Genomic DNA, 19593 nt, shown 5'->3' on the forward strand with positions numbered 1-19593 from the left:
TGTTGGTTTGCCACGCATTTTGCCAGTGATTGACGCTGGTCAGGAGAGGGATGAATGAAAATTGCGGCATTTGATATCGGTGGCACCGCATTAAAGATGGGCGTGATGACCCGCGATGGCAGGCTACTGGAAAGCGCGAAGCAGTCGATCAATGACAGCGATGGCGATCATATCTTACAGGCAATGCTGTCATGGCTGGCGGCCCACCCGTCGTGTGAAGGGGTAGCCATCAGCGCGCCAGGCTATGTTGATCCGCACAGCGGCTTTATCACCATGGGCGGCGCTATTCGTCGATTTGATAACTTCGCCATGAAAGCATGGCTTGAAGCCCGGACCGGACTGCCGGTCTCAGTTGAAAATGATGCCAACTGTGTGCTGCTGGCCGAGCGCTGGCAGGGCAAAGCGGCGGAAATGGCCAATTTTCTGGTACTCACCATTGGCACCGGCATTGGTGGCGCGATTTATTGCCACCACCAGCTGGTTCACGGGGCGCGTTTTCGTGCCGGTGAATTCGGCTACATGCTCACCGATCGTCCCGGCGGACGCGATCCTCGTCGCTATTCGATGAATGAGAACTGCACCCTCAGAGTGCTGCGCCATCGCTATGCGGAACATATCGCTGCGCCGCTGGAGAGCGTGACAGGCGAAATGATTTTTGACCGCTATGACGCCGGCGACCCGGTTTGCCAGCGTCTGGTCGCCGAGTTCTTCAATGGCCTGGGCCATGGCCTTTATAACCTCGTTAATATCTTCGATCCGCAGACCATTTTTATCGGCGGCGGCATTGTGGAACGTCGCGGATTTCTGGCGCTGCTGCGCCAGCATCTGGCCTGGTTTGGCATTGCCGACTATCTCGATACCGTCAGTCACGGCAACGATGCCGGCCTGATTGGCGCGGTTTACCATTTCAATCAGCACTATCGTTCGCCTGGCGACGATCGACATTAGGGAGAGACTATGTCCGGATTTAAAGCAGGTTTTCTGTGGGGCGGCGCGGTCGCCGCGCATCAGTTAGAGGGCGGCTGGCAGGAGGGCGGCAAGGGGATCAGCGTGGCGGATGTGATGACCGCCGGCGCCCACGGCGTGCCGCGTGAAATTACCGACGGCGTGGTGGCGGGGAAAAACTACCCGAACCATGAGGCGATCGATTTTTATCATCGTTATCCGGAGGACCTGGCGCTGTTTGCCGAGATGGGCTTCAAATGTTTTCGCACCTCGATTGCCTGGACGCGTATTTTCCCGCAGGGCGATGAGCTGGAGCCCAACGAGGCTGGCCTGCAGTTTTACGATGATCTGTTCGACGAATGCCTGAAGCACGGCATTGAGCCCGTGATTACGCTGTCGCATTTTGAAATGCCTTATCACCTGGTCACCGAGTATGGCGGCTGGCGCAACCGGAAGCTGATCGACTTTTTCGTGCGCTTTGCCAGGGTCGTCTTCACCCGCTATCAACATAAAGTGAAGTACTGGATGACCTTTAACGAGATCAACAACCAGGCCAACTTCCATGAGGACTTTGCCCCCTTCACCAACTCCGGTTTGAAATATTTGCCGGATGAAGACCGGGAACCGGTGATGTACCAGGCCGCGCACTATGAGCTGGTGGCCAGCGCCCTGGCGGTGAAAGCGGCGCGCGAGATCAACCCTGCACTGCAGATTGGCTGCATGATCGCTATGTGCCCCATCTATCCGCTGACCTGCGCCCCGGACGATATGATGATGGCGATGAACGCCATGCACCGCCGTTACTGGTTTACCGACGTCCACGTGCGCGGCCGCTATCCGCAGCATCTGCTCAACTATTTTGCCCGCCGCGGCTTTACCCTGGATATCACCGAAGCCGATCGTCAGGCGTTAACTGAGGGCTGTGTCGACTACATTGGCTTTAGCTACTATATGTCGTTCGCCACCAAAGCCACCGAAGATAATCCCTTGCTCGACTATGATGAAACTACCAGCCTGGTCTCCAACCCGTACGTCAAAAAGTCGGACTGGGGCTGGCAGATTGACCCGGTTGGCCTGCGCTATTCGCTGAACTGGTTCTGGGATCACTACCAGTTGCCGCTGTTTATTGTCGAAAATGGTTTTGGCGCGATCGATGTCCGTGAAGCGGACGGCAGCGTCAATGACCAGTATCGTATCGATTATCTCTCCGCCCATATCGCGGAGATGAAAAAGGCGGTGGTCGAGGATGGCGTTGATCTGATGGGCTACACCCCGTGGGGCTGTATCGATCTGGTTTCCGCCGGCACAGGGGAAATGAAAAAACGCTACGGCTTCATTTATGTCGATAAAGATAATGAAGGCAATGGCTCGCTGGCTCGCAGCCGGAAAAAGTCCTTTGCCTGGTATCAACAGGTGATTGCCAGCAACGGGGAGAACCTGTCGTAGTCGGGTGGCGCTAACGCTTAACCGACCTACAATACACGTAGGCCCGCGTAAGCGTATGGACTGCACCCCGCACCCAAGCCGGAGCCTTGCCTCCGGTTTTTTTGTCTCTAAATCACTTTGCTTGATATACGTCAAGCAAGATGGGTATGGCACAATCCGCAAAAAGCGGTATAATCCCGCGATTTTTTTTGTGGCCGCCCCTCAGAGGAGAAAGAGAATGAAGATTGTGGAAGTCAAACACCCACTCGTCAAACACAAGCTGGGCCTGATGCGCGAGCACGACATCAGCACCAAACGCTTCCGTGAACTCGCCTCAGAAGTGGGCAGCTTACTGACTTATGAAGCCACCGCCGATCTGGCGACCGAGAAAGTGACCATCGAAGGCTGGAATGGCCCGGTGGAAGTTGAGCAGATCAAGGGCAAGAAAATTACCGTTGTGCCTATCCTCCGCGCAGGCCTTGGCATGATGGAAGGGGTACTGGAGCACGTCCCCAGCGCGCGTATCAGCGTGGTGGGTATCTATCGTAATGAAGAGACTCTCGAGCCGGTACCTTACTTCCAGAAGCTGGTGTCCAACATTGATGAGCGTATGGCGCTGGTGGTTGACCCGATGCTGGCCACCGGTGGGTCGATGATCGCCACTATCGATCTGCTGAAAAACGCCGGCTGCACCAGCATCAAGGTGCTGGTACTGGTGGCGGCGCCGGAAGGGATTGCCGCGCTGGAGAAAGCGCACCCGGACGTTGAGCTGTACACCGCCTCTGTCGATAAGGGACTGAATGAACACGGGTATATCATTCCCGGTCTCGGCGATGCCGGCGACAAGATCTTTGGTACGAAATAATCGAATAACGATAAATAAGCCGACTTTGAAAGTCGGCTTTTTTTTGAATAAAACACACATAACTAACCATCTCAGAGGAAAACACTATGACGCGCCGTGCTATCGGGGTGAGTGAAAGACCGCCGCTTTTACAGACTATCCCGCTTAGTTTGCAGCACCTGTTTGCTATGTTTGGCGCAACGGTGCTGGTGCCAATCCTGTTCCACATCAACCCGGCCACCGTCCTGCTGTTCAACGGTATTGGTACGCTGTTGTACCTCTTTATCTGTAAAGGCAAAATCCCGGCGTATCTGGGATCGAGTTTCGCCTTTATTTCTCCAGTACTGCTGCTGTTGCCGCTGGGCTACGAAGTGGCGTTGGGTGGTTTTATTATGTGCGGCGTGCTGTTCTGCCTCGTCTCCTTTATTGTCAAAAAAGCCGGTACCGGCTGGCTGGATGTGATGTTCCCGCCGGCGGCGATGGGCGCCATCGTGGCGGTTATCGGCCTCGAACTGGCGGGTGTGGCGGCTAATATGGCCGGGCTGCTGCCAGCCGACGGTCAAGCCCCCGACAGCAAAACCATTATTATTTCGATGGTAACGCTGGCGGTGACGGTATTTGGTTCTGTGCTGTTCCGCGGCTTCCTGGCGATTATTCCAATCCTGATTGGCGTGCTGGTGGGCTATGCGTTGTCGTTTGTGATGGGGGTGGTCGATACCACCCCGATCGCCGAGGCGCACTGGTTCGCGCTGCCGACCTTCTACACGCCGCGCTTTGAGTGGTTTGCTATCTTCACCATTCTGCCCGCCGCGCTGGTGGTGATTGCTGAGCACGTCGGGCACCTGGTGGTGACCGCCAATATCGTTAAGCGCGATCTGATCCGCGACCCGGGTCTGCATCGTTCGATGTTTGCCAACGGCCTGTCGACGATCATCTCCGGCTTCTTTGGTTCGACGCCCAACACCACCTACGGTGAAAATATCGGCGTGATGGCGATTACCCGGGTTTACAGTACCTGGGTTATTGGCGGCGCGGCGATCATTGCGATTCTGCTCTCCTGCGTCGGCAAACTGGCGGCGGCTATCCAGATCATTCCGGTACCGGTGATGGGGGGCGTTTCGCTGCTGCTGTACGGGGTGATCGGCGCCTCGGGGATCCGCGTACTGATTGAATCGAAGGTGGATTACAGTAAAGCGCAGAATCTGATCCTCACCTCCGTGATCCTGATCATCGGCGTCAGCGGCGCTAAAGTACACATTGGCGCCGCCGAGCTGAAAGGGATGGCGCTGGCGACCATCGTGGGCATCGCGCTGAGCCTGATTTTCAAGCTTATCAGCGTCCTGCGTCCGGAAGAGGTGGTCCTCGACGCGGCGGATAGCGAAGAGGTTAAATAACGATCTCCTGACCGGGCGGCGATCCCGCCCGGTTCTCTCCTGACCTAAATCTGTGGTAAACTCTCCGCGTTTTTCTGTAAGCCTATGTTGAGGTCCATCTGAACGCACCGGCACAGCTCTCTTTGCCACTGTATCTTCCTGACGACGAAACCTTCGCAAGTTTCTGGCCGGGTGATAATCCTTCCCTACTTGCTGCCCTCCAGAACGTACTGCGCCAGGAACACAGCGGGTACATTTATATCTGGTCACGTGAAGGGGCAGGTCGCAGCCACCTGTTACACGCCGCCTGCGCCGAGCTTTCCCAGCGCGGGGATGCGGTGGGCTACGTGCCGCTGGATAAACGGACGTGGTTTGTGCCCGAGGTACTGGAGGGGATGGAACAGCTGGCGCTGGTCTGCATTGATAATATTGAATGCGTCGCCGGGGATGAGCCCTGGGAAATGGCCATCTTTAATCTCTACAACCGGATCCTGGAATCAGGCAAAACCCGACTGCTGATCACCGGCGATCGGCCGCCGCGGCAGCTGAATCTTGGTCTGCCGGACCTCGCCTCACGGCTGGACTGGGGGCAGATCTATAAGCTGCAGCCGCTGTCGGATGAAGACAAACTGCAGGCGCTGCAGCTACGCGCCAGACTGCGCGGCTTCGAGATGCCGGAAGACGTGTGCCGCTTCCTGCTGAAGCGGCTGGATCGCGAGATGCGCTCGCTGTTTATGACCCTCGATCAGCTGGATCACGCCTCGATTACCGCCCAGCGCAAGCTGACGATCCCCTTCGTGAAAGAGATCCTTAAGCTCTAGTCCGCCAGTGGGGCCAGCTCCTGCTCCGTCAGTCCGGTCAGATGAGCGACCAGATCGCGCGCCAGGCCACTGTGTAGCATGGCGGCGGCGATACGCTGTGCCTCTTCTTTCCGGCCTTCCTGTCGCCCCTGCGCCAGTCCCCGCTCCAGTCCCTGTTGCTCGAGATATTCCGCAATCGTCATCAACGTCTCCTTATGCTGCGGCGTACGTAACGCCAGTTCGCGTATGAACTTGATCGGCTCGCGCGTATTGCCTGCCTGCACCAGATAGTGCATCAGGGCTTGTACCTGCGATTGTGTCGCCAGTCCAGTCAATAATAATTCGCTCAGCTTGTCGAGGAGCTGCGCCAGATCGCGTTGTCGAATATGTTTTTGCAGTAACTCCAGCGTTGCCATGCGCTGGTGGGTGGCAATGTCGTCATCCGGAATGACGGTAATGTCCGCCAGCGGAAACGCTTCGTGATAAAGACGGTTGGCCAGTTCCGGGGCGGCGAATTCATCGAGCCAGCGTAGAGAGTATGGGTAGGGGCTGGCCAGACCGTGGTAGAAGAGGACAGGGATCACCAGCGGTAGTTGATCGTGACCGGCATCGAGATGACGCTGCATGGCGGCGATGGCATAGCGCATCAGACGAAAGGCCATATGCCGGTCGGGCGTGCTCTGGTGTTCGATAAGCGCATAAATATAACCGTCTCCCGCCGTGGTTTTCAGGGAATACAAAATGTCGGCATAAAAGGGGCGCAGATCGTCTTCGACAAAATGCCCCGACTCGAGATGCAGCGTACGCAGATCGCATACTTTAAGCAGCGTTTCGGGCAGATACAGTTGCAGGAAATCGCGGGCGGTATCGGGATGGGAGAGGTAGGTTTTAAACACCGCGTCATGGGGCGTGGAGGTCGGTTTTTTCATGTTCATCCGTCCAGTGGATTGAGCGATAGATGAACAGTAGCATCGTCCGGCGGGCGGGAGGGATTGGCGTGGAAGATCTGGAATCGGCCACGTAAAAAAAAGCGCCGCGAAAGCGCGGCGCAGGTGGGTTAGCTTACGATCTCAAGGACCTGCTCCGGCGGGCGGCCAATACGCGCCTGGCCGCGGCTGACGACGATAGGGCGTTCAATGAGCTTAGGATTGTCGACCATCGCCTGAATCAGCGCCGCGTCGCTAAGCGCCTGGTCGGCAAGATTGAGCGATTTGTACAGATCCTCCTTCTGGCGCATGAGCTCGCGGGGGCTCTCCATACCCAGCAGCTGCAGCAGCTCACGCAGCGTATCGGCATCCGGCGGTGTGTCGAGATAAAGCACCACCTGTGGATCGATGCCGCGGCTCTGCAGCAGGCTCAGCGTTTCGCGGCTCTTCGAGCAGCGTGGGTTATGGTAAATTGTTACCGCGTCGGTCATGGGGTCTCCTTACATTTTTTGATAGGGGCGGAAGCGGGCCTGCAGATCGCGTAGCTGGTCGATACGGGCATCGTAACGCGCCTGCTGCAGGCTACCAAGTTTCACCTGCGAGCTGGCGCTGCTGAGCAGGGAAATCGCCTGTTCCAGCTGACCGACGAGCGCCATGCTTTCTGCCCGCGCCGCCAGCTCCTGGTCGCGATTGCCCAGCGCACCTTCCGCCTGGGCCAGCAGATCCCAGCCGTTGCCATCCTCTTTATTGGTAAAGGTATACCGGTTCAAAATGGTCGCCGCTTCCCCGGGCTGTCCGCCCTGCAGCAAGGCGTTGGCCAGGTTCAGCTGCAGTACCGGATTGGTGCGCAGCTCGCGGGCGTTTTTAAGGCGATTGATGGCGTCGCTGGTTTTCTTCTGCCCGAGGTCGATATCCGTGGCCAGGTCGAGATACCAGGCATTTTGCGGGTCGGCGCTGAGCAGCGGCTGCAGCGTTTTGCGTGCCTGGTCAAAGTTGTTGCTTTCCATCGCCAGCAGAGCGCGACCATACTGGGCGGCATGCTGTTGGCGAATATTGCCCTTATCCCAGGCGTTCAGCAGATCGGTGCCCAGCTTGTTGTCGCCGTTGGTGTACATCCCGAGGGTACGCGCCTTCGCCAGATAGAAGTCCGCTGAGGACTGTACCACCACCGGGCGCATCTGGTTGGCGCGGTTACGGGCATCGGCCAGTCGGCTTTCCGGCAGGGGGTGGGTGAGCAGCATTTCCGGCGGTCGCGTCGAGTAGCGCGACTCGTCAAGCAGTTTACCCATAAACATCGGCATAGCCTGTGGGTCGAATCCCGAGCGTTGCAGAACCTGAATGCCAATCCGGTCGGCCTCTTCTTCGTTCTGGCGGGTGAAGCTGATCATGCCCTGTTGGGTACCGGCCAGCGTCCCGGTCAGCGCCGCCATCCCGGCCTGCGGGCTGGCCATCGCCAGCAGAATCGAACCCAGGGCACCGACCCAGGTCAGCGGCGCATTGCGCTTCTGATCTTCCATCGCGCGGGCGAGATGCCGCTGCGTGACGTGGGAAATTTCGTGCGCCATGACAGATGCCAGTTCGCTCTCATTATCAGAGTAGCGGAACAGGGCGGAGTGGAGGACCACGTTGCCGCCAAAGAAGGCGAAGGCGTTGATTTGGTCGTTATTAATCAAATAGAAATGGAACGGGGTGCGCACTGAGTTGGCATGTGCCACCAGACGCATGCCCAGCCCGTTGATATATTGTACCAGCAGCGGATCGTTAATCAGCGGCGCACTGCCGCGCAGCTGGCGCACATAGTAATCCCCCATCTGCATTTCCTGACCAATCGACAGCGTGCTTCCTGCAGAGGTCCCCATGTCCGGCAGCGTATCTGCGGAGTCAGCAAAAGCAGGGCCTATCGAACCCAGCGTCAGCGAGGCGATGACGGTCGCCACCAGCGTTTTCTTCAACTGCCTGAACATAACCTCTGTCCTGTAATGTGGGTGTGCCAGTTTGACCGATTGTGCGACGCAATGTTCCCTGGCCGCATCCCAGCGAGTTTAGCTGGCGTTGGCCGCCTTGAAAATATGATCTTCACGGCGGAGAACGGTTTGTCTGCGGCGCATCAAAAAGCGAAGTCTTTTTTGTGACATTTCGATACAATTCCCCGGATTGTCGCCGCTTGGCCCTTCAGGGAAGGTTTTATGCTTGAGATGTTAATGCAGTGGTACCGCCGTCGATTCAGCGACCCTGAGGCGATAGCGCTGCTGGTTATTTTGCTTGCCGGTTTCGGCATCATGTTCTTTTTCAGCGGTCTGTTAGCGCCGTTACTGGTGGCTATCGTACTGGCCTATCTGCTGGAGTGGCCGACGGTTCGTCTGGAACGGATTGGCCTGTCGCGCACCTGGGCGACCTCGCTGGTGCTGATCCTCTTTGTGGGCATCCTGCTATTGCTGGCCTTTGTGGTGCTGCCGGTGGCCTGGCAGCAGGGGATCTACCTCATCCGCGATATGCCGGGCATGCTAAATAAGCTCTCTGATTTCGCCGCCACGCTGCCGCGGCGCTATCCGGCGTTAATGGATGCCGGCATTATCGATGCGATGGCGGAAAATATGCGCAATCGGATGTTGACGGTGGGCGACTCGGTTGTGAAGTACTCTCTGGCCTCGCTGGTGGGGCTGCTTACCCTGGCGGTCTATTTGGTGCTGGTGCCGCTGATGGTCTTCTTCCTGTTGAAGGATAAAGAGCAGATGCTCAACGCGGTGCGCCGCGTACTGCCGCGTAATCGTGGCCTTGCCGGACAGGTATGGAAGGAGATGAATCAGCAGATCACCAACTACATTCGCGGCAAGGTGCTGGAGATGATTGTCGTCAGCGTCGCCACCTGGATCGGCTTTATTCTCTTTGGCCTCAACTACTCGCTGCTGCTGGCGGTGCTGGTGGGCTTCTCGGTGCTGATCCCCTATATCGGCGCGTTTGTGGTGACCATTCCGGTGGTGGGGGTGGCGCTGTTTCAGTTTGGCGCTGGCACCGAGTTCTGGAGCCTGTTCGCGGTCTATCTGATTATTCAGGGGCTGGACGGCAACCTGCTGGTCCCGGTGCTGTTCTCGGAAGCGGTCAATTTACACCCGCTGGTGATTATCCTGTCGGTGGTGATCTTTGGCGGGTTGTGGGGGTTCTGGGGCGTCTTCTTCGCCATTCCGCTGGCCACGCTGATTAAAGCGGTAGTGCATGCCTGGCCGGATGGCCTGGTGGTTGACGACGACTGACGTGTTCGGGATAAAAAAGACGCCGGGTGAGGATCTCCTCCCCCGGCGTCTTGCTCTGCATCAGGCGTTTTCTTTCAGCCAGTTCAGCACCACGTCGTGGTGATTGCTGGTCTTGAAGTCATCAAAGACGTGTTCGATTTTGCCATCGGCATCGACGAGGAAACTAATACGGTGAATACCGTCGTAGGTTTTCCCCATGAAGGATTTTTCGCCCCAGACGCCAAACTGCTCGCAAACCTGATGGTTTTCATCAGACAGCAGCGTGAAGTTCAGCAGCTCTTTCTCGGCGAAACGGGAGAGCTTTTCCGGTTTATCGGTGCTGATGCCCAGCACTTCTACACCGGCTTTCTTCAGGTCGTCCATATTATCGCGCAAGCCGCACGCCTGGACGGTGCAGCCCGGGGTCATGGCTTTCGGGTAAAAATAAACCAGGACACGTTGTCCCTGGAAGTCGGTTAAATTTACTTCCTCGCCGTCCTGGTCCGGTAAGCTAAATTTCGGTGCGATATCACCGGCTTTCAGTGGGGTCATGGGTTAAACTCCATCCTGTTCATCATGCTGTGAATAATTAACGATGTTAATACTGCCTTGTGCGTTCAGTTCTGTACATAGGGCTTTGAACGCTTGTTCGATATTTGCTGCATTTTGCGTCGCAGGACTGTGGGCAGTTATCTGGATAAAAAGCTGCGCGGAATCGCCGTCTCCCGGCTGAGTGCGGGACACCAGTTCCGCAATATTCATATTCCAGGTATCGCACAGGGCAGTGAAGCGCTCGATGATATGCGGTGAGTCCGGCACCTCAACCTGGACCCAAACGGTGTTTGGCATGGCCTGCGGCGGGCGCGCAGTGGTGCGTTTCATCACGATCAACAATTCCAGCTCCGCACCTTTCAGCGGCAGGGTTGATTCGATCAGGTTAATCGCATTCCACGACCCGGAAAGCAGCATGATAAACGTAAACTCATCACCGAGCATGGCCAGCCGGCTGTCTTCGATATTACAACCGCAGCTGCTGACGTGGCGAGTGATCGTATTCACGATACCGGGACGGTCAGCCCCCAGGGCGGTAATAACCAGATAGTGTTGTAATGAGGCTGTCAAACCTGTTCTTCCTTTAAAAAGGTGAGGTAACATTAGGAAAGCATAAAAAAAACCGCCATACAACATCCCTGATGGCGTCGGGTCTCTTGCTTTTATTGCAGCTCCAAACGTAACATTGAGAATCTTGTCGCACTTCTGCTCTGAGGATGGCCCATGTTCACGGGAAGTATTGTAGCGCTTGTCACGCCGATGGATGAAAACGGTAATGTCTGCCGGACAAGCCTGAAAAAACTGATTGATTACCATGTCGCCAACGGAACCTCGGCGATCGTTTCGGTAGGGACTACCGGTGAATCCGCAACGCTGAGCCATGAAGAGCATGGCGACGTCGTGATGATGACGCTGGAACTGGCCGACGGGCGTATTCCAGTTATCGCTGGCACGGGAGCCAATGCAACCGCAGAGGCGATTAGCCTGACCAAACGTTTTAACGATAGCGGTGTTGTCGGCTGCCTGACGGTCACTCCTTATTATAACCGCCCGACCCAGGAAGGCCTGTTCCAGCACTTTAAAGCTATCGCTGAACATACTGACCTGCCGCAAATTCTGTATAATGTGCCGTCCCGTACCGGTTGCGATATGCTGCCGGAAACCGTTGGCCGTCTGGCGGAAATTAAAAATATTGTCGGTATTAAGGAAGCTACAGGGAACTTAAGTCGCGTTCACCAGATCAAAGAGCTGGTTTCAGACGACTTTATTCTGCTGAGCGGTGACGATGCGACCGGTATGGACTTCATGCAGCTCGGCGGCGTGGGCGTGATTTCCGTCACTGCCAACGTGGCGGCGCGCGAAATGGCCGACATGTGCCGTCTGGCGCTGGCGGGTCAATTTGCCGAAGCGCGTGCGATTAATCAGCGTCTGATGCCACTGCATACAAAATTATTTGTCGAACCCAATCCTATCCCGGTGAAATGGGGATGCAAGGCGTTGGGTCTTGTGGCGACCGATACGCTGCGCTTGCCGATGACGCCCATCACCGACCATGGTCGTGAAGCCGTCACCGCTGCGCTGAAGCATGCCGGTTTGCTGTAAAGTTTAGGGAGATTTGATGGCTTACTCAGTACAGAAGTCGCGCCTGGCGAAGGTTGCGGGTGTTTCGCTGGTTCTACTCCTCGCGGCCTGTAGTTCCGACTCGCGCTATAAGCGTCAGGTGAGCGGTGATGAGGCCTATTTACAGGCGTCACCGTTGAGCGAACTTCACGCGCCGGCGGGGATGATCCTGCCGATTCAGGTGGGCGATTACAACATTCCGGTGGCCAACAGCACCGGCGCGGTGGGCAAAGCGCTGGACATTCGCCCGCCAGCGCAGCCGCTGGCGTTGGTCAGCGGTGCGCGGACCCAGTTTAATGGCGATACCGCGACGCTGATGGTTGAGAACGGCCGCAGCGGCTCGCTGTGGGCGCAGGTCACCAGTATCCTTCAGTCGAAGAACTACGTTATCGCGAAACGCGATGATGCGAGCCAGACGCTGAACACCGACTGGGTTGAGTGGAACCGCCTTGATGAAGATCAGCAGTATCGCGGTCGTTATCAAATCTCCGTCAAACCGCAGGGCTATCAGCAAGCGGTGGTCGTTAAGCTGGTGAATCTGGAGCAGGCGGGTAAACCGGTTGCCGATCCGGCGTCACTGCAGCGCTACAGCACCGCCATGCTGAACGTCATTTCTGAAGGCCTTGATGCGAGCGCCACCAGCGCCCAGAACGCGGCCCAGCGTAGTGCTGGCGCCACCTTCGACGTGCAGAGCGCTGCCGATGACACCGGCCTGCCGATGCTTGTCGTTCGCGCGCCGTTTAACATGGTGTGGCAACGTCTGCCGGGCGCCCTCGAAAAAGTGGGAATGAAAGTGACCGACAGCACGCGCTCTCAGGGCAGCATGGCGCTGACCTACAAGCCGCTGTCTGACAGCAGCTGGCAGGAGCTGGGCGCACGTGACCCGCAGCTGGCCTCCGGTGACTACAAACTGCAGGTCGGTGACCTCGATAACCGCAGTAGCCTGCAGTTCATCGACCCGAAAGGTCACACCCTGACGCAGTCGCAAAATGACGCCCTGGTAGCCGTATTCCAGGCCGCATTTAACAAGTAATCAAAAGGGCTGGAGCAATCCGGCCCTTTTAATATATAGTGACGCAAACGTGTGCGTATACACATCATCCTTCAAATTGCCTCTTTGTTGGCCGCCTTCGTTCACCCCAGTCACTTACTTTTGTAAGCTCCTGGGGATTCGCTCAGTTGCCGCCTCGATGCACTTTGAATGATTTTGTGTATAGGTGGAAACGTATTTTTAGGCTCAATATCACTGGAGTAGTGAAAGATGAAAAAGCAAGCTGAGTTGTATCGTGGTAAGGCGAAGACAGTATACAGCACCGATAATCCGGACCTGCTGGTACTGGAATTCCGTAACGATACGTCAGCAGGTGATGGCGCGCGCATCGAGCAGTTCGATCGTAAAGGCATGGTGAATAACAAGTTCAACCATTTCATTATGAGCAAACTGGCAGAAGCGGGCATCCCTACCCAGATGGAAGCGCTGCTTTCCGATACCGAATGTCTGGTGAAAAAACTGGATATGGTGCCGGTAGAGTGCGTGGTGCGTAACCGTGCGGCAGGCTCGCTGGTAAAACGTTTAGGCATTGAAGAAGGTATCGAGCTGAACCCGCCGCTGTTCGACCTGTTCCTGAAAAACGATGCTATGCACGATCCGATGGTCAACGACTCCTACTGCGAAACCTTCGGCTGGGTGAGCAAAGAGAATCTGGCGCGGATGCGCGAGCTGACCTACAAAGCCAACGACGTGCTGAAAAAGCTGTTCGATGACGCCGGTCTGATTCTGGTGGACTTTAAGCTGGAGTTTGGTCTGTTCAAAGACGAAGTGGTGCTGGGCGACGAGTTTTCGCCGGACGGCAGCCGCCTGTGGGATAAAAATACCCTCGATAAAATGGACAAAGACCGCTTCCGCCAGAGCCTGGGCGGCCTGATCGAAGCCTACGAAGAAGTGGCTCACCGCCTGGGCGTTAAGCTCGACTAACCCGCTCGCCGCCAGAAGATGGCCTCATCTTCTGGCGTCTCTTGCTGTTTCCTGTGGTAATCCTGCGCTGAACCGCCTACGATCTCTGCTATTGATACATAACAGGGAATGAGGTGCTTATGCGCTGGCAAGGGCGTCGCGAAAGCGACAATGTTGAAGATCGACGTGGTCAATCAGGCTCGCCGTTTGGCGGCGGCGGGGGCGGCGGCTTCCGTCTGCCGAGCGGGAAGGGCGGTATTGTACTGCTGATTATTGTGCTGGTGGCGGGCTACTACGGCGTGGATTTGACCGGCATGCTGACCGGGGAGCCGATGCCGCAGCAGCAGACCTCCACGCAGCGCTCCATCAGTCCGAAAGACGATGAAGCGGCGAAGTTTACTTCCGTCATTCTGGCCACCACCGAAGATACCTGGGGACCGATCTTTGAAAAGATGGGCCGCCAGTACCCCCAGCCAAAACTGGTGCTCTACCGCGGCGCGACACGTACCGGCTGCGGCACCGGTCAGTCGGTGATGGGGCCGTTCTACTGTCCTGCCGACAGCACGGTCTATATCGACCTGTCCTTCTACGATGAGATGAAAAATAAACTGGGCGCCGACGGCGACTTTGCTCAGGGGTACGTCATTGCTCATGAGGTGGGCCACCACGTGCAAAAACTGCTGGGCATTGAGCCGAAAGTTCGCCAGCAACAGCAGCATGCCACCGAGGCCGAAGCCAACCGTCTGTCGGTGAAGATGGAGCTGCAGGCGGACTGCTTCGCCGGCGTCTGGGGCCATAATATGCAGCAGCAGGATATTCTGGAAACCGGCGATCTGCAGGAGGCGCTGAACGCTGCCGAAGCCATCGGCGACGACCGTCTGCAGCAGCAGAGCCAGGGGCGCGTGGTACCGGACAGCTTTACCCACGGCACGTCAAAACAGCGCTACACCTGGTTCAAACGCGGTTTCGACAGCGGCGATCCGGCGCAGTGCAACACCTTCGGCAGCGCGCTGTAATCGCCACCGATGATGGACGCGCTGCTTGACCTCACCGCGCAGATGGCGCGGGAGGGGATCCGTCGCCTGCTGGTGCTCAGCGGCGATGAGGCCTGGACGCTGCAGCAGGCGCAGGCGCTACGGGAGCGGCTCGGCGGCGATGGTCTGTGGGTAGGCTCCGATCCGGTTTCTGCGCCCTGCGTGGCGCCTGGCGCCCTCAAGACGCTGCTGGGTCGGGAAGTGATGCACGCCTTTTTCGATGCCCGGCGCGGGTGTGACGTGGCGGCCCTGGCGGCCCTGAGCGGTACGCTGCGGGCGGGAAGCTGGCTGGTGCTGCTGACGCCCCCCTTCGCCGACTGGCCGACCCGGGCGGATGAGGACTCCCTGCGCTGGAGCGATACTCCCGACCCTATCGTTACCCCCAACTTTGTTCACCGCTGCTGCCGGCAGTTTATCGCCGATCCGGAGGTGCTGCTCTGGCAGCAGTCGGACCGGCCGCGGTCCCCGCTGGCCGCCCCCCGCCCTGACTGGCATCCCGCCGATGGCCACCCCCAGGCCGAGCAGGCGCTAATCCTTGAGCAACTGTTGCGGCTGCCGCCCGGTATCGCGGCGGTGACCGCAGAGCGCGGGCGAGGGAAATCCGCTCTCGCGGGCATGCTGCTGCGCCAGCTTGGGGGCGAGGCCATCGTCACCGCCCCAACGCGTAGCGCCGTCGAGGTGCTGGCGAGCTTTGCCGGCGAGGCGTTCCGCTTTATGGCGCCCGATGCGCTGTTGGCGTCGCAAGAAACGGCGGCCTGGCTGATTGTCGATGAGGCCGCGTCGATCCCGGCTCCGCTTCTCCGGCAGCTGGTGAGCCGTTTTCCCCGCACGCTACTCACCACGACGGTGCAGGGTTATGAAGGCACCGGTCGCGGATTCCTGCTGAAATTTTGCGCCAGCCTGCCCCGTCTGCAGTCATTCAGCCTGAGCGCCCCGATCCGCTGGGCGGCGGGCTGTCCGCTGGAGTCAGCCATCCGTCAGTTGCTGATCTTTAACGATGAGGCATTTCGCGACGCGCCGACGGGGGAGGTGGTGCTGGAAGCGGTTAATCAGTCCTGCTGGCAATCGCAGCCAGCGCTACCGGAGGCGATGTACCAGCTATTGTCCGGGGCGCACTACCGGACTTCCCCGCTCGATCTGCGGCGCATGATGGATGCCCCCGGCCAGGCTTTTCGCTGCGCTCGCGCCAGCGGCGCGGTGGCGGGCGCGCTGTGGCTGGTGGCCGAGGGGGGACTTTCTCCCGAACTTAGCCGGGCGGTGTGGGCAGGGTTTCGCCGGCCGCGCGGGAATCTGGTCGCCCAGTCGCTGGCGGCGCATGGCGGCAGTCCCCTGGCGGCGACGCTGTCCGGGCTGCGGGTCAGTCGGATCGCTGTCCATCCTGCCCGTCAGCGCGATGGTCTCGGGCAGAAGATGATCGCCAGTATCGCCGCCGATGCCGCAGGCTATGACTATCTGTCCGTCAGCTTCGGCTATACCCCTGAGCTGTGGCGCTTCTGGCAACGCTGCGGGTTTATCCTCGTGCGGCTGGGAACCCATCGCGAGGCCAGCAGCGGCTGCTATACCGCGATGGCTCTGTTCCCGCTGACTGCGGCGGGGCACCAGCTCGCGCAGCGGGAGGCGCAGCGGCTGCTGCGGGATGAATATTGGCTTCGCCCGTGGCGGGACGAATCCGCGCCGCTGCCGGCCGTCGCAGACGCTATGCTTAGTGATGAGGACTGGCTGGAAGCGGCGAGCTTTGCTTTCGCCCATCGCCCGCTGGCCGCGGCGCTGGGCTGCCTCAACCGCCTGCTGATGCAGGCCGACATGCCGTTGCCGGCTCTGCGCGGACGTCTGCAGGGGGAAGAGGAAGCCGCGCTGTGTGCTGCGCTGCGGCTGACGGGGCGTAAAGCCCTGCTGGCGAGATGGCGTGTTGAGGCCGCTGACGCCTTGCGCTTCCTCGATGCAGCGCGTGCTGAGGCGCTGCGTCAGCAGGTGGCGCATCTGCAATTATTTTAACTAACTCATTCAGTTAAATGGCATGGTCATATCTGGCGAGCGGCGTAAACTGCCGGCATACACTAAGGAGACAGCCATGAAACACGATCATTTTATTGTTCAAAGCCCTGCGACGCCTGCGCAACAGCTGTTGCTGCTGTTTCATGGTGTGGGTGATAACCCGGTCTCTATGGGGCAAATCGGCAGCTGGTTCGCGCCGCAGTTTCCCGATGCGCTAATTGTCAGCATCGGCGGGGTCGAACCTTGCGGTCCCAACGGTCGGCAGTGGTTTTCGGTGCAGGGAGTGACGGAAGAGAATCGTCAGCAGCGCATCGATGCCATTATGCCGACCTTCATTGACATTGTGCGCTACTGGCAGGAGAAAAGCGGCGTCAGTCCACTGGCCACCGCGCTGATCGGTTTCTCTCAGGGGGCGATTATGTCGCTGGAGAGTATCAAAGCGGCGCCAGATCTGGCTTCAAGAGTGATCGCCTTTAATGGCCGCTACGCGACGCTGCCGATGACGGCAACGACGGCCACCACCATTCACCTGATCCACGGGGGGGAAGATCGGGTTATCGACCTGGCGTGGGCGGTGTCGGCTCAGGAGGCATTACAGCAGGCGGGCGGCGACGTGACCTTAGATATTGTTGACGATCTGGGGCATGCCATTGACGATCGCAGCATGCAGTTTGCCATCGAGCGTCTGCGTTATACCGTGCCGAAGCACTATTTTGATGAGGCGCTGAGCGGCAGTACGCCAAAAGGGGACGATATCATCGAAATGCTGTAACCCCGGCGGACGGGGTTACAGGCGGGCAGTACCGCGATAAAGGCAAACTTACGGTTTCTTCGACTGGTCGTGCTTCGGCCAGTCGTCGTCATCGTCCCATTTATCGTTAAAATCGCGGTGCGGCGGCAGATCGGGTTTGTTGTTAAGGAATTTTTTGTGGTCAACGCGGTTCAGATCTTTGATCACGTTGATAATCACCCCCACCAAAAAGACCAGAACCAGAATCCACCAGTGTTTAATAAGCCATTCCATGCGCGCTTCCTCTTTACGTCAATTCGTCAGGCGACCAGCTGTTCCATTACGCGTTGATACATCCGTGCCAGCAGCTGCAGGTCGGCGGCGTTCACACATTCATTAATTTTGTGAATGGTTGCGTTCACGGGGCCCAGCTCAACCACCTGCGCCCCCATGCGGGCGATAAACCGACCGTCAGAGGTGCCGCCGTTGGTCAACAGCTGCGGTTTGATCTCATTATAGTGCTCAATTGCGCTCACCACCGCATCCACCAGTTTACCGCGCCCGGTGAGGAACGGCTGGCCGGAGAGCCACCACTCCACGCTGTAACGCAGCTGGTATTTTTCCAGCAGGGAGACCACGCGGGCTTTGATCATCTCGTCCGTCAGTTCCGTACTGAAGCGGAAGTTGAACTGGACGAACATATCGCCGGGGATCACGTTGTTGCTACCGGTACCGGACTGTACGTTGGCGATCTGCATGCTGGTTGGCGGGAAAAATTCATTGCCTTTATCCCACTCGATATTGACCAGCTCCGCCAGCATCGGCGCCGCGCGATGGACAGGGTTATCGGCAAGGTGCGGATAGGCAACATGGCCCTGCACGCCGTGAATGGTCAGGTTGCAGGTCAGCGAGCCGCGGCGACCATTTTTCACCACATCGCCGACCACTTCGGTACTGGAGGGTTCGCCGACCAGACAGTAATCCAGACGTTCGTTACGCGCCATCAGCGTTTCCACTACTTTGACGGTGCCGTTTTTGGCGCTGGCCTCTTCATCGGAGGTGATCAAAAACGCCAGTCTGCCGCGATGATTCGGGTACTGCGCGACAAAACGTTCCGCCGCCACCACCATCGCTGCCAGCGAGCCTTTCATATCAGCTGCGCCGCGGCCGAACAGCATCCCGTCGCGGATGGTCGGTTCGAACGGGGGGTTGATCCAGCGGTCGGCGTCGCCTGCCGGGACCACGTCGGTGTGGCCGGCGAAGGCCAGCGTCTCGCCGTGGCCGCGCCAGGCCCAGAAATTCTGTGTATCGCCGAAATCCATCGGTTCAACGGTAAAGCCGATCGCACGCAGGCGTTCAATCATTAACGCCTGGCATCCCGCATCATCGGGGCTAAGGGAAGGGCGGCGAATAAGCTGCTGAGCCAGCTCAATGACCGGGCAAGACATAGACTATACCTCGTTAAACTGCTGATAACTTGCTTCACTAAAACCCAGCAGCATAGGACGACCGGGCGCACAGAGCAATGGGCGTTTGATAATCGCCGGCATTTCCAGCATCAATGCGGCGGCGGCGTCGGCATTATCGATGCTGTTGCGCAGCGACTCGTCGAGTTTGCGCCAGGTGGTGCCGCGGGTGTTCAGCAGCGCCTGCCAGCCCAGTTCGGCAATAAAGGTATCCAGTTGCGCGCGGTCAAGGCCATCGGCGCGGTAGTCATGAAACTGATACGCAATCTGATGCGCTTCCAGCCAGCGACGGGCTTTTTTAATGGTATCGCAGTTTTTAATTCCGTACATGGTGAGCATAGATAAACCTTTCACATTCAATTAAGCGGTTAACTCAGATATTTCCGAATATATAAGTCTTACTGAAATAATACGTGATTCAGATGAATAAATATAACTTTTTACCGGGTATCTCATTCAATTGACGGCGTGGTGAAATTTTGCTCATTCGCGGAAGTGATGTGAGGCTATTAACAATATTGCGAAAATGTTGCCTGAGAGTGCTCTGCGTCACATAATTTTTACATACGAAACGGCATAGTGGCGGCAACCAGAGGTTTTATCTCTGTCAGACGTCCACAAGACAATCAGAGCAATAGGGGAGCCCAACTTCCCATCAGCAATGAAGTTATATAGAATCGACCATAATAATAAGAGAGG

General features: G+C 57.7%; 21 protein-coding genes. 13 read left to right on the plus strand and 8 right to left on the minus strand.

What is annotated here, in order from left to right; genetic code table 11:
* Nucleotides 1–54 precede the first annotated feature (54 nt).
* The 5 genes from bglK (at nt 55) to AS136_RS18865 (ending at nt 5408) form a co-directional block, all read left to right on the plus strand.
* A complete protein-coding gene (gene bglK, locus AS136_RS18845; protein ID WP_023323093.1) occupies nt 55–948 on the plus strand; it encodes a beta-glucoside kinase BglK in 894 nt (297 codons plus the stop codon).
* A 9-nt stretch (nt 949–957) separates the two neighbouring features.
* Nucleotides 958–2391, plus strand: coding sequence for a 6-phospho-beta-glucosidase (locus AS136_RS18850; protein WP_023340606.1), 1434 nt, complete (start codon nt 958–960; stop codon nt 2389–2391).
* Between the two features lie 217 nt (nt 2392–2608).
* Nucleotides 2609–3235: a uracil phosphoribosyltransferase gene (gene upp / locus AS136_RS18855; protein ID WP_004201927.1), complete on the plus strand. Its 627-nt coding sequence runs from the start codon at nt 2609–2611 to the stop codon at nt 3233–3235.
* Nucleotides 3236–3321: 86 nt separating this feature from the next.
* The gene (gene uraA, locus AS136_RS18860) at nt 3322–4608 is read left to right on the plus strand and encodes a uracil permease (RefSeq protein ID WP_012540908.1); all 1287 of its coding nucleotides are present in this window, start codon (nt 3322–3324) and stop codon (nt 4606–4608) included.
* A gap of 98 nt (nt 4609–4706) precedes the next feature.
* Nucleotides 4707–5408 (plus strand): DnaA inactivator Hda, encoded by a 702-nt coding sequence (locus AS136_RS18865; RefSeq protein ID WP_020947395.1) that lies wholly within the window; start codon nt 4707–4709, stop codon nt 5406–5408.
* Here the strand turns inward: AS136_RS18865 and AS136_RS18870 are convergent.
* From AS136_RS18870 to bepA, 3 genes are all read right to left on the minus strand, one after another.
* Nucleotides 5405–6316, minus strand: coding sequence for an Rpn family recombination-promoting nuclease/putative transposase (locus tag AS136_RS18870; RefSeq protein ID WP_012540909.1), 912 nt, complete (start codon nt 6314–6316; stop codon nt 5405–5407). The genes AS136_RS18865 and AS136_RS18870 overlap by 4 nt on opposite strands.
* Before the next feature lie 128 nt (nt 6317–6444).
* Nucleotides 6445–6804, minus strand: a complete 360-nt coding sequence (gene arsC / locus AS136_RS18875; protein ID WP_008803830.1) for an arsenate reductase (glutaredoxin) — start codon at nt 6802–6804, stop codon at nt 6445–6447.
* A 9-nt stretch (nt 6805–6813) separates the two neighbouring features.
* Nucleotides 6814–8277, minus strand: coding sequence for a beta-barrel assembly-enhancing protease (bepA, locus tag AS136_RS18880; RefSeq protein ID WP_008803831.1), 1464 nt, complete (start codon nt 8275–8277; stop codon nt 6814–6816).
* Between the two features lie 51 nt (nt 8278–8328).
* Between bepA and AS136_RS28785 the strand changes: the two genes are divergently transcribed.
* Together AS136_RS28785 and AS136_RS18885 are read left to right on the plus strand one after the other, a co-directional pair.
* Nucleotides 8329–8445, plus strand: coding sequence for a hypothetical protein (locus tag AS136_RS28785; RefSeq protein ID WP_012540910.1), 117 nt, complete (start codon nt 8329–8331; stop codon nt 8443–8445).
* 54 nt (nt 8446–8499) lie between these two features.
* Nucleotides 8500–9564 (plus strand): AI-2E family transporter, encoded by a 1065-nt coding sequence (locus tag AS136_RS18885; RefSeq protein ID WP_008803832.1) that lies wholly within the window; start codon nt 8500–8502, stop codon nt 9562–9564.
* 60 nt (nt 9565–9624) lie between these two features.
* Here the strand turns inward: AS136_RS18885 and bcp are convergent, their stop codons facing one another.
* Together bcp and AS136_RS18895 are read right to left on the minus strand one after the other, a co-directional pair.
* Nucleotides 9625–10095 carry a thioredoxin-dependent thiol peroxidase gene (bcp, locus tag AS136_RS18890; RefSeq protein ID WP_008803833.1) on the minus strand — a complete coding sequence of 157 codons (471 nt, stop codon included), beginning with the start codon at nt 10093–10095 and terminating at the stop codon, nt 9625–9627.
* A gap of 3 nt (nt 10096–10098) precedes the next feature.
* Nucleotides 10099–10665: a glycine cleavage system transcriptional repressor gene (locus tag AS136_RS18895; protein WP_002913804.1), complete on the minus strand. Its 567-nt coding sequence runs from the start codon at nt 10663–10665 to the stop codon at nt 10099–10101.
* A 153-nt stretch (nt 10666–10818) separates the two neighbouring features.
* Here AS136_RS18895 and dapA point away from each other — a divergent pair, with 153 nt between their 5' ends.
* The 6 genes from dapA (at nt 10819) to ypfH (ending at nt 17470) form a co-directional block, all read left to right on the plus strand.
* Nucleotides 10819–11697 (plus strand): 4-hydroxy-tetrahydrodipicolinate synthase, encoded by an 879-nt coding sequence (dapA, locus tag AS136_RS18900; protein ID WP_002913803.1) that lies wholly within the window; start codon nt 10819–10821, stop codon nt 11695–11697.
* 16 nt (nt 11698–11713) lie between these two features.
* Nucleotides 11714–12748, plus strand: coding sequence for an outer membrane protein assembly factor BamC (gene bamC / locus AS136_RS18905; RefSeq protein ID WP_008803834.1), 1035 nt, complete (start codon nt 11714–11716; stop codon nt 12746–12748).
* A 228-nt stretch (nt 12749–12976) separates the two neighbouring features.
* The gene (gene purC, locus AS136_RS18910; protein ID WP_023323091.1) at nt 12977–13690 is read left to right on the plus strand and encodes a phosphoribosylaminoimidazolesuccinocarboxamide synthase; all 714 of its coding nucleotides are present in this window, start codon (nt 12977–12979) and stop codon (nt 13688–13690) included.
* Nucleotides 13691–13809: 119 nt separating this feature from the next.
* Nucleotides 13810–14685 carry a KPN_02809 family neutral zinc metallopeptidase gene (gene ypfJ, locus AS136_RS18915; RefSeq protein ID WP_004201945.1) on the plus strand — a complete coding sequence of 292 codons (876 nt, stop codon included), beginning with the start codon at nt 13810–13812 and terminating at the stop codon, nt 14683–14685.
* Nucleotides 14686–14694: 9 nt separating this feature from the next.
* Nucleotides 14695–16698 carry a tRNA(Met) cytidine acetyltransferase TmcA gene (locus AS136_RS18920; protein WP_063266903.1) on the plus strand — a complete coding sequence of 668 codons (2004 nt, stop codon included), beginning with the start codon at nt 14695–14697 and terminating at the stop codon, nt 16696–16698.
* A 76-nt stretch (nt 16699–16774) separates the two neighbouring features.
* A complete protein-coding gene (gene ypfH, locus AS136_RS18925; RefSeq protein ID WP_008803836.1) occupies nt 16775–17470 on the plus strand; it encodes an esterase in 696 nt (231 codons plus the stop codon).
* A 48-nt stretch (nt 17471–17518) separates the two neighbouring features.
* Here ypfH and AS136_RS18930 read toward each other — a convergent pair whose 3' ends face one another.
* Genes AS136_RS18930 through AS136_RS18940 form a run of 3 tightly spaced genes read right to left on the minus strand, consistent with a single transcriptional unit; the run spans nt 17519 to nt 19233 of the window.
* Nucleotides 17519–17722: a YpfN family protein gene (locus AS136_RS18930; RefSeq protein WP_002913768.1), complete on the minus strand. Its 204-nt coding sequence runs from the start codon at nt 17720–17722 to the stop codon at nt 17519–17521.
* Between the two features lie 26 nt (nt 17723–17748).
* Entirely contained in the window at nt 17749–18876 is a 1128-nt protein-coding gene (gene dapE / locus AS136_RS18935) for a succinyl-diaminopimelate desuccinylase (RefSeq protein ID WP_012540914.1), read from the minus strand.
* 3 nt (nt 18877–18879) lie between these two features.
* Nucleotides 18880–19233, minus strand: coding sequence for an ArsC family reductase (locus AS136_RS18940; protein WP_008803838.1), 354 nt, complete (start codon nt 19231–19233; stop codon nt 18880–18882).
* Nucleotides 19234–19593: the final 360 nt, after the last annotated feature.

The sequence above is a fragment of the Klebsiella sp. D5A genome, from assembly GCF_001620885.1.
GTDB classification, from domain to species: Bacteria; Pseudomonadota; Gammaproteobacteria; order Enterobacterales; family Enterobacteriaceae; genus Klebsiella; species Klebsiella variicola.